Here is a 13,122-nt window from a genome sequence, read left to right as displayed (position 1 = left end):
TTCAACGCCCAGCAAGTCCCAACCGGAGTGTTTGTGTGAACAGCAACCCCCTTGTAGAAATCGATGCCCGGCGCTACCAGGTGCAGATCGAAATGATCTACGCCAGCGCGGACAACCTGGCCGGGAAAGTGATCTACCCCACTGCCCGCTGCCGGCTGCACCGCGAAGCCGCCGAACGCCTGGAACTGGCCAGCCGGCTGGCCCGCCAGGCTGGCTATACGCTGCGCATCTATGACGCCTATCGCCCCCCCTACGCCCAGCACCTGCTGTGGGAGGCGCTACCGAACAACGACTACGTGCGCGACCCGCACCTGGGCTCGCACCACAGCCGTGGCGTGGCGGTGGACCTGACCCTGGTCGACAGCGACAACCAGCCGCTGGACATGGGCAGCGCCTTCGACACCATGGAAGAACGCTCCCATCAGTTCTACCCCGACCTGCCCGCCCTGGTGCAGCGCAATCGCCTGCTGTTGCTCGGCGTGATGCTCGCGGCCGGATTTCAGGCCATCGCCACCGAGTGGTGGCATTACGAGCTGCCCAATGCCGACGACTACCCCCTGCTGGAGGACGAATAGACAAACGCCCAGTAACCGTTCCAACCCGATACCAACGCGGCCAGAGAGCCTCGAACGCTACGCAGCACAGCCGCCTCAAAGGGGCTGAAAACAACAATAACCCGCGCGACTTACGCTTCACCTGCAACTGCCCGGTTATAGCTTTTATAAAAAACCTGACGAACTTCCATACATCGAATGATCAAGGAAACCGGCATGAACCCAATCGACACCGTGACCCGCAAGACCGTCCCCGGCACCGGCAAGCTGCTGCTGACCCTGCTGTGCAGCGCCCTGAGCCTCGGCGCCTGGCAGGCCACCAGCGCGGCCACGCCACAGGACACGCTGGTCATCGGCAAACCCGCCGACCCACAGACCCTCGACCCGGCGGTGACCTTCGACAACAACGACTGGACCATCACCTACCCGTCCTACCAGCGCCTGGTCGGCTACAAGGTCGAAGGCGACAGGAGCAGCACCGAGGTCCAGGGCGACCTGGCCGAAAGCTGGACCGTCTCCCCCGACAACCTGGTCTGGGAGTTCAAACTCAAGGCCGGCAATAAGTTCGATGACGGCGCACCGGTGGACGCCGCCGCCGTGAAATTTTCCTTCGACCGCCTGATGACCCTCAAGCAAGGCCCGTCCGGCGCCTTCCCCGAGGACATGGTGGTCTCGGTGGTCGACCCGCAGACCATCCGTTTCACCCTCAAGACACCGTTCGCTCCGTTCCTGTTCACCCTGGCCCACAACGGCGCCTCGATCATCAACCCGGATGTGGTGAACAAGAGCAGCGACGTCAACGCCTGGCTGTCCAGCCACACCGCCGGTTCCGGCCCCTTCCGCCTGAGCAACTGGCAGAAGGGCCAGTCGCTGACCCTGGAGCCGAACAGCTATTTCGCCGGTGCCAGGCCGGCGCTGAAAAGCGTGATCATCAAGATCATCGCCGAGCCGTCGGTACGCCGCCTGCAACTGGAAAAAGGCGACCTGGACATCATCGAGGACATGCCCGAAGACCAGCTCAGCGTACTGGCCAAGAAGCCCGGGGTGGCGGTCAGGGAATTCCCGTCGCTGCGCGTGACCTACCTGTACCTGAACAACAAGAAGGGCCCGCTGACCAGCGTCGACGCCCGCCGTGGCATCACCGAGGCGGTGGACTACAGCGGTATCGTCAAGGGCATCCTCAAGGACAAGGCCAAGCTGATGAACGGGCCGATCCCGGATGGCATGTGGGCCTACGACAGCACCCTGCCGGCGATGAAGCAGGACCTCGCCGCAGCCAAGGCAAGCCTGGCCAAGGCCCCGCAGAAAGTCACCAACCTGAGCTACCTGTACTCCGACAAGGACCCGAACTGGGAACCGATCGGCCTGACGCTGCAGGCGGCGCTGGCCCCGCTGGGAGTCAACCTCAAGCTGGAAAAACTCGCCAACGCGACCCTGCGCGAGCGCGTCGGCCAGGCCGACTACGACATCGCCGCCGGCGCCTGGAGCCCGGACTTCGCCGATCCGTACATGTTCATGAATTTCTGGTTCGACTCCAGGATGCAGGGCCTGCAGGGCAACCGCTCGTTCTACAGCAACCCCGAGGTCGACAAGCTGATCCGTGAAGCGGCGGCCACCAGTGACACCGCCAAGCGCGTCGAGCTGTACCAGACGGCGCAGAAAAGGGTGCTCAAGGACAGCGTCTACGCCTACCTCTACCAGAAGAGCTACACCCTGCCGATGCGTGATTCGGTCAAGGGCTACGTGTTCAATCCGATGCTCGAACAGGTGTTCAACCTGGGCAGCATGAGCAAGTAAGCCTGCTCGCCCGCGCCGGTCGTTCGCGACTGGCGCGGCGTTCCCGTCGTTCGTGTGACTGAGGTGCCAGATGGCCTTCCTGACTCTGTTGCGCAAGCGCCTGCTCGGCCTGGTACTGGTCGTGTTCGGTGTTTCGCTGATTACCTTCGCAATTTCCCACCTGATCCCTGGGGACCCGGCCCGGCTGATCGCCGGCGATCGCGCCAGCGATGAACTGGTGGCCGGCATCCGCCACCAGTTGGGCCTGGACCTGCCGCTGTATCAACAATACGGCCGCTACCTGATGGACCTGCTGCACGGTGACCTGGGCACCTCGATCCGCACCAACCGGCCGGTGCTGGAAGACTTGCAGGCGTTCTTCCCCGCTACCCTGGAACTGGCGCTGGTGGCGCTGCTGTTGGCCATTCTCGTCGGCGTGCCGCTGGGCGTGCTGTCGGCGGTCTACCACAACCGCGCCATCGACCAGATCGCCCGCACCCTGGCGGTGACCGGCATTTCCACCCCGGCGTTCTGGCTGGGCCTGGGCACCATCGTGCTGTTCTACGGCCAACTCGGCTGGCTGCCCGGTGGCGGTCGCCTGTCCGAAGGGCTGACACCCCCACCGACCTTCACCGGTTTCTACCTGATCGACTCGCTGCTCGCCGGCGACGGCAGCCTGTTCGGCGATGCGCTGCAGCACCTGATCCTGCCCGCCGCCACCCTCGGTTTCGTGACCCTGGGCGTGGTCGCCCGGCAGATCCGCTCGGCGATGCTCGATCAACTCGGCGAGGACTACATCCGCACCGCCAGGGCCTATGGCCTGTCGCGCTGGACGGTGATCCTGCGCCATGCCCTGCCCAACGCGCTGATTCCTTCGGTCACCGTGCTCGGCCTGACCCTCGGCGATCTGCTCTACGGCGCCGTGCTGACCGAAACCGTGTTCGCCTGGCCCGGCATGGGCGCCTATGTGGTCAAGTCGATCCAGTCGCTGGATTTCCCGGCGGTGATGGGCTTCGCGATCCTGGTGTCCTTCATCTATGTGCTGCTGAACATGGCCATCGATCTTCTGTACCGCGTGATCGACCCACGCATCGGCGAGGTGAGCTGAAATGTCCGTCCCCTTGAGTGCAACCCGCAGCCCGCGCTGGAGCGACACGTTCGCCTACCTGGCCTACCAGGTCCGCCGCAGCCCCCTGACCCTGGCGGGCCTTGCGATCACCTCCATCGTGCTGCTGTGCATGATCTTCGCGCCCTGGCTGGCCAGCCACGACCCCAATGCGCTGAACCTGGCCGAGCGCCTGGCCGAACCCTCGGCCGAGCACTGGTTCGGCACCGATGAAGTCGGCCGGGACCTCTTCAGCCGCGTGTTGTTCGGCAGCCAGCAGTCGGTCGGTGTCGGCCTGTTCGTGGCCTTTGCCTCGTGCCTGATCGGCGGCCTGCTGGGCTGCTTTTCCGGCGTCATTGGCGGCCGCTTCGACGCGCTGGTGATGCGCCTGATGGACATCATGCTGTCGGTACCCTCGCTGGTGCTGATCATGGCCCTGGCCGCCGCCCTGGGCGCCAGCCTGTTCAACGCCATGCTGGCGATCACCCTGGTGCGGATTCCGTCCTACGTGCGCCTGGCCCGCGGCCAATCCCTGAGCATCCGCCAGATGGGCTACGTCAAGGCCGCGCAGACCTTCGGCGCCGGGCGCTGGCACCTGGTGCACTGGCACGTGGCGCGCAATGCCATGCCGCCGTTGCTGGTGCAACTGAGCCTGGACATCGGCAGCGCCATCCTCATGGCCTCGGCGCTCGGTTTCATCGGCCTTGGCGCCCAGCAACCCACCGCCGAATGGGGCGCGATGGTCGCCACCGGGCGCAACTACATCCTCGACAACTGGTGGTATTCGACCTTTCCGGGCCTGGCGATCCTGATCACCGCCACCGGCTTCAACCTGCTCGGCGATGGCGTACGCGATCTGCTCGACCCACGGCAACAGGGGAAATGACCATGCCCATGCCCACACCCGCTCCCGTCCTGGCCATCGACAACCTGAGCCTGGAGTTCCCGGCCTATAAAAACAACGTAAAGGCGCTCAACGGCGTCACCCTGCACGTCAATCCCGGCGAGATCGTCGGCGTGGTCGGCGAGTCCGGCTCGGGCAAGTCGGTCACCGCCATGCTCAGCATGCGCCTGCTGCCCGAACGCAGCTACCGCATCACCGCCGGCAGCCTGAGCATGCTCCAGCGCGACATGCTCGCCGCGTCCGAAAAGGACCTGCTGCACATTCGTGGCCGCGATGCGGCGATGATCTTCCAGGAACCGATGACCGCCCTGAACCCGACCCGGCGCATCGGCCGGCAGATGCTCGACGTGATCATCCACCACCAGAAGATCAGCGCCGCCGAGGCCCGCCAGAAGGCCATCGCCCTGCTGCGCGACATGCACATCGCCAGCCCCGAGCAGGTGCTGGACGCCTACCCCTTCGAACTGTCCGGCGGCATGCGCCAACGGGTAATGATCGCCCTGGCGTTCTCCTGCGAACCGCAGTTGCTGATCGCCGACGAGCCGACCACGGCGCTCGATGTCACCGTACAACGCCAGGTGCTGCTGTTGCTGCGCGAGAAGGCCCGGCAGAAAGGCACCGCGATCCTGCTGATCACCCATGACATGGCACTGGTCTCGCAGTTCTGCGACCGGGTCTATGTGATGTACACCGGGGCCGTGGTCGAGCAAGGCAACACCGCCGAGGTGATGGGCAATCCGCAGCATCCGTACACCCGCGGCCTGCTCAGCGGCCTGCCGGAGATGGTCGAACCGGGCCAGCCGTTGCAGACCATTCCCGGGCAGGTACCGAACCTGGCCGCCCTGCCCGAGGGCTGCACCTTCGGCGAACGCTGCCCACATCGCATGCCCGCCTGCGCCCAGCGTCCCTCCCTCACCCCCATCAACGGCAACGAGCAACGCAAGAGCGCCTGCTGGCTGCCGGCCAAGGAGCTGTCGCAATGAACAGTGCCATCATTCATCCGCGGCCGGAAACGGCGCCCGAGATCCTGCGGCTCGACGACGTCCGTGTGCGCTTCCCGGTGAGCAGCGACTGGCTCGGCCGCCCACGGGGCTACGCCCATGCGCTGAACGGCATCGACCTGCAGGTCCGGGCAGGCGAAACCCTCGGTATTGTCGGCGAGTCGGGCTGCGGCAAAAGCACCCTGGCGCAGTTACTGATGGGCCTGATCGCCCCCAGCAGCGGCGCCCTGAACTGGCCCGAGCACGACAACGGCAAGCCCGGGCACAACGTGCAGATCGTCTTCCAGGATCCGCAGTCGTCCCTAGACCCGCGCCTGCCGATCTGGCGCATCATCACCGAACCGCTGTATGCCCGCGGCCACCAGTCCCGCGAACAGATGCGCGAAGTCGCCGCCAAGGTCGCGTCCCAGGTGGGCATACGCCCGGAATACCTCGATCGCTTCCCGCACCAGTTCTCCGGCGGCCAGCGCCAGCGGATCGCCATTGCCCGTGCACTGTCCTCGGACCCGGACATCATCGTCCTCGACGAACCGACCTCGGCCCTGGACATCTCCGTGCAGGCGCAAATCCTCAACCTGCTGGCGGAACTGCAACGCGCGCGCCAGCTGACCTACATCCTGATCTCCCACAACGTCTCGGTGGTGCGGCACATGGCCGATCGGGTGGCGGTGATGTACCTGGGGCAGATCGTCGAGCTGGGCAGTGCCGCCCAGGTACTGGACACGCCACTGCATCCGTACACCCGCCTGCTGTTCGAGGCGGTGCCACGCCTGGGTGTGCCGCTACAGGCCGACCAGGTGGCGGCGCCGACCGAGCTGCCGGGCAATCGGCGTCTGCCGCAGGGGTGTTTCTTTCGCGAGCGCTGCCGGATCTGCACCGTGGGCTGTGAGAAGCCCCAGGTCATGGTGGGCGCGCAGGATCAGCGAGTCAGGTGCCACATCCAACGTTGACGACCACAGGTGGCAGGGGCAGTCGTCGCCCCTGCCACGGCGGCACCGAGAGGGTCATTCGTCCTTGCGCGGCGGCATTGGCGAACGGTACTCGCTGCTCTCTTCCGCATTCGGCGGCTGCATCGGGCCCGTGGGCATGAACACGTGGGTCAGCAGTTCATGGGCGTCGACGTCGATGACACCCGGCACCAGACGGACCAGGTCGACCACCCGCTCATACTGGCGATGATTCATCACCCGCCCACTCAGGGACACCATCCCGGCATGGGTTTTCACATGGATGTGCAGGCTCTGGGCGGAATCCGCCATGGCCAGGACGGACTTGACCCGGGCGGTGGTCCAGGTGTCGTGCACAGCCATGCCCAGATCATGGGATAGATGCTGCAGGGATGGTTGTTTCATGGCAGAACCCTCTGTCGGTTGCAGACGTACTGTTCATGCCCAGGGTGTGGTTGTGGAGTACGCGCCGCAGCCGCACCAACACTCAATCAGTATAGTGTGTGGCGTCGGGGAGCATGACGCGGCCGGCCAGGCGGCAACCCGTCTGAAATCCTTCATGCCTGTGGCGGCAGTGTTAATGAGCCACTATCGTGTACCCGCCCCTCTCTCCTCGGTACATGAACATGAAACTGCTCCGCCTGCTGGCCCTGTTGGCCCTTTGCGTCACAGCCGGCCCCTGCCTGGCCACCGAATTCGCCAAGACCGACAAGGGCTGCCAGGTCCAGAACTGGAACGCCCAGCGCGCCAACCCCAGCTACATCTGGTCCGGCCAATGCAACAAGGGGTTCGCGTCCGGCAAGGGCGTACTAATCTCGCTGGTCAATGGCCAGGTCTTCTCGACCACCGAAGGCACCATGGTCCAGGGTTCCTTCAACGGGCCGGCCACGATCCAGTGGGCCGAGGGCTACCACTACGAAGGGCAACTGCTCAACGGTACCCTGACCGGCCGGGGCAGAATGCGCGCCCCGGATGGCTCGGTGCGCAGTGGCGTGTTCAAGAACAGCGCGCTGATTTCCAGCGATACACCGCCGCCGCCCGCAGCGCCGCCTGCCAGGGCCAGTTCCAGCGCCAATGACTCGGATTCCGACTCGGGCTTCGGCACGGCCCTGCACATGCTCGGAGCCCTGAGCAGCGGTGTCGGCCAGGGCATGGCCGGCAGCAATCCGGCCCGTGCGGCGCAATACAACCTCATCGGCAATGCCCTGAGCCAGGCAGGTGGTGCCAGTGAGACAGGCGGCGTAGCGTCCTACGACAACACGTCGTATACGCCAGGCTCCACCACGGGTGGCGGCAAGATTTCGGCGGAGGTTGCTGCCGTGGATCTTTCCGGTGACTGCGAGGCGGCGGAGCGCAAGGGCAAGGCCTATCTCGATCGCTTGAGCCAGCCGCTCCAGGGCAATCCGGGCATCTGTTTCTCTGCCCGACAGATGCACAAGATGGGAGAGATCACGGTACGCGTGGCCGAACAGTGCCAGGGCACACCGAACTGGCAGCAGTTGCGCGCCGAAGGCGAGAGATTGCAGCGCGAGAGCGAAGAGACGATGCGGGGATCTTGCGGCTGAAACCGTCAGGGAATGACAGCCCTCCATTTGAAATGGCGGACTCTTCTGGCATTGAGAGAGATGGACTACATCGAGTTCAGGAAAGGACCAGGGACCATTGGGAAATCGATCGCTTTATCGGCTCTACTCTCTGGGCAAACTGCCTGATTCTTTATGACCGACAGGCACAGTTATGATAAGCCCAATAATCAATTCCCTTCGTGACGATCTTGCTGCTCTACATGATGTTGGATCGGTCAACCAAGAAACCATGTATGGGTTCGATGCTTTCTGCCGCCCAGGACAGCTGATGGACAATCTCTCAAGCCTTCAGCAGATCATCGCAGGCGACCCCGTACGCTGGCGCCTGATTCACCTGGTTCATTCACTCGGTCTGCCCGACTGCTGGATCGCTGCCGGCTTCGTCAGGAATGCGGTCTGGGATCACTTGCATGGTCGTGAGTTATCGCCTCTGAATACCGATGTCGACATGATCTGGTTCGATCCGGAGCATTGCGCGCCTTCGCATGAGCACACGGCGCAAGCTGCGCTGCAACGGCTGGATCCGAGTCCGTACAGCTCTACCGACGACAAGGCCTAACCCTGCACACCGCTACGCGAATTGCGGTACAGCGACAGGCAATAAAGCGCCAACGCCACACCCGCCAGCGCACCGCCGACCACGCCGATGTAGGAAAACCCCAGCTGGCGCCCTACCCAACTCCCCACCAGCGCCCCACCGCCAATGCCGATGTTGTAGATCCCCGAAAACATCGCCATGGCCACGTCGGTGGCGTCCGGCGCCAGTTCCAGCACCTTGCGCTGCAGCGACAGGCCAAAGCCCATGATGGCGATGCCCCAGAAGATGCTCAGCACACTCAGTGCCGAAACATTGCCACTCAACGGCAACAGCAGGAGCAGGCAAACAGTCAGCAACGAGGTGACCACCAGCAGAAACGGCTGCGGGTGTTGCCGGTTGAACCTGCTGAACAACCACGAGCCCAGGACTCCGGCACCCCCGAACAGCAGCAGGATCAGGGTGACCACCTCGCCACTCATGCCCGCCACGGTCTTGATGAACGGTTCGACATAACTGTAGGCAGTGAATTGCGCAGTGATTACCGATGCCGTCAGGCAGTAGACCGCCACCAGCGCCGGGCGCTTGAACAGCACCGGCAGGCTTCTCAGCGACCCCGAGTTCTGGCTCGGCAGCAACGGCAGGGTTTTCCCGAGCCAGAGCACCAGGCCGCCAGCCAATACGGCAATCACCAGGAACGTCGTACGCCAACCCATGGCTTCGCCCAGCAACCGGCCCAGCGGAATCCCCAGCACCATCGCCATGGACGTCCCGGTCGACAGCAGGCCCAACGCCTGCACCTGCTTGCCCGGTGGCGCGACCCGCACCGCCAGGGACGCGGTGATGGACCAGAACAATGCGTGGGCCAGGGCAATGCCGATCCGGCTCACCAGCAGGACGCCGAAACTGCTGGCGATGCTCGACAGTACATGGCTGGCAATGAACAACCCGAACAGCACCATCAGCAACTTGCGCCGCTCGACGTTACGGGTCAGCAGCATCATCGGCAGCGAAGTCAGCGACACCACCCAGGCGTAGATGGTCAGCATCAGGCCGACCTGTGCGGTCGACATGTCGAAGCTCTCACCGATGGCACTCAACAGCCCGACCGGCACGAATTCGGTGGTGTTGAAGACAAAGGCGGCCAGGGCCAGGGCGATCACCTGTTGCCAGTTGCCGGTGTTTTCAGTTGCTGGGGTGGTCATTTGCCAATCCGTCTTACGCTATCGAGGATCGGGCCATCGACGGCTCAGATGCCCGACGCCCGAAGAAAAGCAGGTGAAGCCTGGGTGACGCACAGGGTGCAAGGCTCGCTCCCTGAGGCAGCTCGATGGCTGGAAACTGACGAGCATGCCCCGGTCACGTTGCAACATAACAGTTGTACTGCCTCGCAGATAGGACGGTGGCAGCGATACTCAAGCGCCTGACCCATACCAGGCATTGAGCAGCACCAGTTCCACGAAGGCTACACACGCCGCGAAAATCAGGAATCCCGGAGAAAACACGCGTTTTCTGCGATGGTTCGAACCGTCCGGCAGATTCAGAATCCCGGCGATCAGATCAAGTAGCTCGCTCATGTGCATCCATAGCGCGGGTTCCTCCTGTTTTCAGTGCAGCGTCGCCGCGCGACGACTCTGGCCGATCCGGATGCGGTCCAGCGCACGATTCAAGGCGTCCAGGGCATTGAGGAGCGCCTGGGCCTCTGCTTCCCGACCATCACCCCAAAGGCGTTCGGCCATTTTGTTCAGGGCCTGGATCGACTTTTCGATATCGGCCGCTGTCGCTGCCGAGCTACCTGCCAGCTGTGTCTTGGGCATTTTTCGAACTTCGATGATGAGGGATGGATTTTTTTACCACGCCTGGACCGTTTCTGAAAACGCATCTTGTCCACATAAGGTGCGTTTGTCCTTCAGGCGGCCCGAAATCAGCGGCCTGCCACAGGACATCGCCCAAGCAAGACTCAGCGCCGCCAGGCTGCAAAGCATTCGTTGCTATCGTCGAGAAAAGTGCCCAGCCCAAACCAGACTAGCATGAACGCCTGCACAACCGCCGATTCGCCGTGGCGAGCAACACCCATGGGCTCTCCGATGCCAGCACGATCTTTCACTATCAGGGCGGCAAGATCCGCAGTGGCCACCAGGTCGGGCGCATCACCGGCCCCGACACCATCGAGTTGCTCTACCACTGCCTGACCACTGACGGCGAGCTGCGCTCCGGCTGTTCACGTGGCACGGTCGATGTCGATCACGCCGGGCGCACCACGCTGAGTTTCGTCTGGGGATGGCTGTCAGGCGCCACCGGCGGTGGCGAGTCGAACTCCGTCGAGCAGGTAGCCTGACAGCAATCAACGCTTCACCCGGCCCCGGATCACGGCTAACCTTGGCCACCGGCCAAGCCCGCGATCCGCGCTTGCCGATCAAAACGATTTCGGAAGCCGCTGCCACAATGGATATTTCTTCGACTCCTCCCCACCCCACCAGCAGCAAGGACAGCACCGGGGGACGCGTTCAGGTCATCGACCGTTCGATCGTGCTGTTGCGCACACTGTCGGGGCTCAAGCATGGCGCCAGCGCGCTGGACCTGGCGCGACTGACCGGCATCGACCGCACCACCATCCACCGCCTGCTCAAGACCCTGACCCACTGGAGCCTGATCGAGTCCCAAGGCGGCACCTATCGTCTGGGCCCGGAGTGCCTGATCTATTCCGCGGCCTATCTGAACCGTTTGAATCTGCGCAAGATCGCCCTGCCCTATGCCATCGAGCTGCAGCGGTTGATTGGCGAACGCCAGGCCATCGTCTCGCTGTCGGTCCCCGTCGGGGACCAGGTGGTGCTGATCGAACGCATGTGGACGCCAACCACGCCGCTCAACGTGATCGTCGACCTGGCCGATCAATTCCCCATCGACGGCAGCCCCAGCGGTCGTGCAGTGCTGGCCACCTACGAGGCGGCCACTGCCCAAGGCATTCTCGGTGCAGAACGCTACGCCAAGGCCCTACCGGCCCTGGAGAAAACCCGCAGCCAGCAGGACTTCGCCTTCGGCCATGGCGAGTTCAAGCCCGGCCTGTCTTCGGTGGCCTTCCCGATTCGGGTTGGCACCGGTCAGGCCATCGGCGCCGTGGTGGTAGCCGGCCTGGACATGGAGGAGGAAACCCACCCTGCCTCCTCCTTGGCCAGCCATGTGCGCCGTGCCTGCGAAGGCATTGCGGCGCAGTTGGGCAATCTCTAGAAATCGGCGCCCAACGCAGCGAGCAGGCGGTTCTTCTGTACCTTGCCATAGTGCGAACGTGGCAATTCATCAATGAAGTAAATGCGCCGCGGTACCTTGTAGCGCGATAGCTGGGCACGACAATGCTCCACCAGTTGTTGCGCCGACAGGTTGAGTGAACCGTCGGCTACCACCGCCGCACATACCTGTTCGCCCCACTCGATGTCGGCCAGACCAAACACATGCACATCCTGCACTCCCGGGTGACTCAAGAGACTCTGTTCTACCTCTCCCGGTTGCACCGACTTGCCGCCGCTGCGGATGATGTCCTTGCAGCGCCCCAACACACGCAGTTGCCCATCGGCATCGATCCGTCCAAGGTCACCACTGCGAAGCCAGCCGTTGTCCAGAGTACGGGCGCTGAGCTCTTCGAGCTGCCAGTAGCCACTCATCAACTGCGGGCCACCGAGCAGGATCTCTCCCACACCGTGCCCATCAGGCTGGTCGATACGCACGGCGGCGCTGAACAGCGGGCGTCCTACCAGACCTTCGGCATTGTCGCTGGCGCGTCGTGCCGCCATCATCCCGGTTGGCGCGAGGTAGCAACTCCAGGGCGCCTCGGTCATGCCGTAGAGCACACCGATACGCTCACCGAACAGGCTGCAGGAACCCTCCAGTACCTCCCCGTTCAATGCCGCAGCGCCGACATCGAGGCTCTTGAAGTGCGGCAGGTCGGCAGATGCCGAACCGTTTTCGCGCAACAGGCGCAGCAGTTGGGTCGGAACCAGGGAACTGAAGGCGACACGATGCTCAGTGAGCAGGGCCATGAAGGTCGCGGCATCGAAACGCCCACCCAACACCGCATGGCCCCCGCTGAGCAGATGCGCCAACACCGCCACCGCCGCGATCGGCCACAGTGGCCGGACGTTTAACAACACATCACCCACCGCGGCGCCACGACCCATGACAATGTTCTGCAACACCGCACATAGGCTCGCATGACGATGCATCACCGCCTTGGGCTTACCGGTCGTACCGCCGGTGTAGTTCAAAGAGGCCAGCGCCTGAGGGGGTTGTGCCGGGCGTGGACCGACGTCGACAGCCCTCGGCCCGGTCACCGTATCGAGAGCCAGGCATCGGATACCGGCATGCTGCAAGCCCTCAACCACCGGCGCATAACCACTGGAAAACAGCAGCAAGGCAGCACCGGCATCGTGCAACTGCGCCAACAGTTCGTCCATGGACAATGCCGGGTCGAGCGGCACGCGCACCCGCCCATTGGCCATGCAACCGTAGTCGGCGACCAGGTAGTCGATACTCGCATCGGCCAGCAACGCCACACGCGAGCCCGGCATCACCTGCAGACGATCCAAGGCTTGGCCGAACGCACTCAAGGCACGATCCAGCTCGGCAAACGTCAGGGTTCGCTCGGTGCTGATCTCCGTCAGCGCCGACAAGTCGGGCCATTTGCAGGCTGCCTGGCCCAGCAGCGTACTGATATCCATGC

Annotated in this window: 15 protein-coding genes; 10 read left to right on the top strand and 5 right to left on the bottom strand. The window is 63.7% G+C overall.

The features are described from left to right. The first annotated feature begins 35 nt into the window (after positions 1 to 35). The 6 genes from ddpX to ACM62G_RS24690 all read left to right on the top strand — a co-directional run bounded on the left by ddpX (position 36) and on the right by ACM62G_RS24690 (position 6,290). The gene (ddpX, locus tag ACM62G_RS24715; protein ID WP_054056951.1) at positions 36 to 575 is read left to right on the top strand and encodes a D-alanyl-D-alanine dipeptidase; all 540 of its coding nucleotides are present in this window, start codon (positions 36 to 38) and stop codon (positions 573 to 575) included. 195 nt (positions 576 to 770) lie between these two features. After that, positions 771 to 2,351, top strand: a complete 1,581-nt coding sequence (locus ACM62G_RS24710) for an ABC transporter substrate-binding protein (protein WP_054056952.1) — start codon at positions 771 to 773, stop codon at positions 2,349 to 2,351. Positions 2,352 to 2,421: 70 nt separating this feature from the next. Then, positions 2,422 to 3,438: an ABC transporter permease gene (locus ACM62G_RS24705; RefSeq protein WP_054056953.1), complete on the top strand. Its 1,017-nt coding sequence runs from the start codon at positions 2,422 to 2,424 to the stop codon at positions 3,436 to 3,438. Position 3,439: 1 nt separating this feature from the next. Further along, a complete protein-coding gene (gene ddpC / locus ACM62G_RS24700) occupies positions 3,440 to 4,321 on the top strand; it encodes a D,D-dipeptide ABC transporter permease (RefSeq protein WP_054056954.1) in 882 nt (293 codons plus the stop codon). 8 nt (positions 4,322 to 4,329) lie between these two features. After that, positions 4,330 to 5,322 (top strand): ABC transporter ATP-binding protein, encoded by a 993-nt coding sequence (locus tag ACM62G_RS24695; protein ID WP_273821003.1) that lies wholly within the window; start codon positions 4,330 to 4,332, stop codon positions 5,320 to 5,322. Next, positions 5,319 to 6,290 (top strand): oligopeptide/dipeptide ABC transporter ATP-binding protein, encoded by a 972-nt coding sequence (locus ACM62G_RS24690; RefSeq protein ID WP_419735824.1) that lies wholly within the window; start codon positions 5,319 to 5,321, stop codon positions 6,288 to 6,290. Before ACM62G_RS24695 ends, ACM62G_RS24690 begins: the two co-directional genes overlap by 4 nt. A 54-nt stretch (positions 6,291 to 6,344) precedes the next feature. Here ACM62G_RS24690 and ACM62G_RS24685 read toward each other — a convergent pair whose 3' ends face one another. Then, positions 6,345 to 6,692, bottom strand: a complete 348-nt coding sequence (locus ACM62G_RS24685; protein WP_273821001.1) for a BON domain-containing protein — start codon at positions 6,690 to 6,692, stop codon at positions 6,345 to 6,347. 221 nt (positions 6,693 to 6,913) lie between these two features. Here ACM62G_RS24685 and ACM62G_RS24680 point away from each other — a divergent pair, with 221 nt between their 5' ends. Together ACM62G_RS24680 and ACM62G_RS24675 are read left to right on the top strand one after the other, a co-directional pair. Further along, a complete protein-coding gene (locus tag ACM62G_RS24680; RefSeq protein ID WP_273821000.1) occupies positions 6,914 to 7,852 on the top strand; it encodes a hypothetical protein in 939 nt (312 codons plus the stop codon). A gap of 289 nt (positions 7,853 to 8,141) precedes the next feature. Continuing rightward, entirely contained in the window at positions 8,142 to 8,432 is a 291-nt protein-coding gene (locus ACM62G_RS24675) for a nucleotidyltransferase family protein (RefSeq protein ID WP_301601517.1), read from the top strand. Here the strand turns inward: ACM62G_RS24675 and ACM62G_RS24670 are convergent. The 3 genes from ACM62G_RS24670 to ACM62G_RS24660 all read right to left on the bottom strand — a co-directional run bounded on the left by ACM62G_RS24670 (position 8,429) and on the right by ACM62G_RS24660 (position 10,225). Then, positions 8,429 to 9,613 (bottom strand): sugar transporter, encoded by a 1,185-nt coding sequence (locus ACM62G_RS24670; protein WP_419735823.1) that lies wholly within the window; start codon positions 9,611 to 9,613, stop codon positions 8,429 to 8,431. The genes ACM62G_RS24675 and ACM62G_RS24670 overlap by 4 nt on opposite strands. 210 nt (positions 9,614 to 9,823) lie before the next feature. After that, on the bottom strand, positions 9,824 to 9,985 hold the full coding sequence (locus ACM62G_RS24665) for a hypothetical protein (protein WP_162491358.1): 162 nt from the start codon (positions 9,983 to 9,985) through the stop codon (positions 9,824 to 9,826). Between the two features lie 30 nt (positions 9,986 to 10,015). Next, on the bottom strand, positions 10,016 to 10,225 hold the full coding sequence (locus ACM62G_RS24660) for a hypothetical protein (RefSeq protein ID WP_026145362.1): 210 nt from the start codon (positions 10,223 to 10,225) through the stop codon (positions 10,016 to 10,018). Positions 10,226 to 10,446: 221 nt separating this feature from the next. Between ACM62G_RS24660 and ACM62G_RS24655 the strand changes: the two genes are divergently transcribed. Both ACM62G_RS24655 and ACM62G_RS24650 read left to right on the top strand, forming a co-directional pair. Beyond that, positions 10,447 to 10,746, top strand: a complete 300-nt coding sequence (locus ACM62G_RS24655) for a hypothetical protein (RefSeq protein ID WP_419737559.1) — start codon at positions 10,447 to 10,449, stop codon at positions 10,744 to 10,746. A gap of 107 nt (positions 10,747 to 10,853) precedes the next feature. Next, positions 10,854 to 11,636, top strand: a complete 783-nt coding sequence (locus tag ACM62G_RS24650; RefSeq protein WP_273820998.1) for an IclR family transcriptional regulator — start codon at positions 10,854 to 10,856, stop codon at positions 11,634 to 11,636. Here ACM62G_RS24650 and ACM62G_RS24645 read toward each other — a convergent pair. Then, positions 11,633 to 13,120, bottom strand: coding sequence for a class I adenylate-forming enzyme family protein (locus tag ACM62G_RS24645; protein ID WP_273820997.1), 1,488 nt, complete (start codon positions 13,118 to 13,120; stop codon positions 11,633 to 11,635). The two genes, ACM62G_RS24650 and ACM62G_RS24645, sit on opposite strands and share 4 nt — an antisense overlap. Positions 13,121 to 13,122: the final 2 nt, after the last annotated feature.

This window comes from Pseudomonas sp. COR18 (genome assembly GCF_048568395.1).
In the GTDB taxonomy this organism is placed as follows: domain Bacteria; phylum Pseudomonadota; class Gammaproteobacteria; order Pseudomonadales; family Pseudomonadaceae; genus Aquipseudomonas; species Aquipseudomonas fuscovaginae_B.
Note: the sequence above shows the minus strand (reverse complement) of the source record. Positions and strands in the feature narration are given on the sequence as shown.

What these genes read in the sequence shown, in the direction of transcription:
- ddpC (WP_054056954.1), top strand. Translation starts at nt 3,440, where the DNA reads ATGTCCGTCCCCTTGAGTGCAACCCGCAGCCCGCGCTGGAGCGACACG.
- ACM62G_RS24695 (WP_273821003.1), top strand. Translation starts at nt 4,330, where the DNA reads ATGCCCACACCCGCTCCCGTCCTGGCCATCGACAACCTGAGCCTGGAG.
- ACM62G_RS24650 (WP_273820998.1), top strand. Translation starts at nt 10,854, where the DNA reads ATGGATATTTCTTCGACTCCTCCCCACCCCACCAGCAGCAAGGACAGC.
- ACM62G_RS24675 (WP_301601517.1), top strand. Translation starts at nt 8,142, where the DNA reads ATGGACAATCTCTCAAGCCTTCAGCAGATCATCGCAGGCGACCCCGTA.
- ACM62G_RS24665 (WP_162491358.1), bottom strand. Translation starts at nt 9,985, where the DNA reads ATGAGCGAGCTACTTGATCTGATCGCCGGGATTCTGAATCTGCCGGAC.
- ACM62G_RS24660 (WP_026145362.1), bottom strand. Translation starts at nt 10,225, where the DNA reads ATGCCCAAGACACAGCTGGCAGGTAGCTCGGCAGCGACAGCGGCCGAT.
- ACM62G_RS24680 (WP_273821000.1), top strand. Translation starts at nt 6,914, where the DNA reads ATGAAACTGCTCCGCCTGCTGGCCCTGTTGGCCCTTTGCGTCACAGCC.
- ACM62G_RS24710 (WP_054056952.1), top strand. Translation starts at nt 771, where the DNA reads ATGAACCCAATCGACACCGTGACCCGCAAGACCGTCCCCGGCACCGGC.
- ACM62G_RS24705 (WP_054056953.1), top strand. Translation starts at nt 2,422, where the DNA reads ATGGCCTTCCTGACTCTGTTGCGCAAGCGCCTGCTCGGCCTGGTACTG.
- ACM62G_RS24690 (WP_419735824.1), top strand. Translation starts at nt 5,319, where the DNA reads ATGAACAGTGCCATCATTCATCCGCGGCCGGAAACGGCGCCCGAGATC.
- ACM62G_RS24670 (WP_419735823.1), bottom strand. Translation starts at nt 9,613, where the DNA reads ATGACCACCCCAGCAACTGAAAACACCGGCAACTGGCAACAGGTGATC.
- ACM62G_RS24645 (WP_273820997.1), bottom strand. Translation starts at nt 13,120, where the DNA reads ATGGATATCAGTACGCTGCTGGGCCAGGCAGCCTGCAAATGGCCCGAC.
- ACM62G_RS24685 (WP_273821001.1), bottom strand. Translation starts at nt 6,692, where the DNA reads ATGAAACAACCATCCCTGCAGCATCTATCCCATGATCTGGGCATGGCT.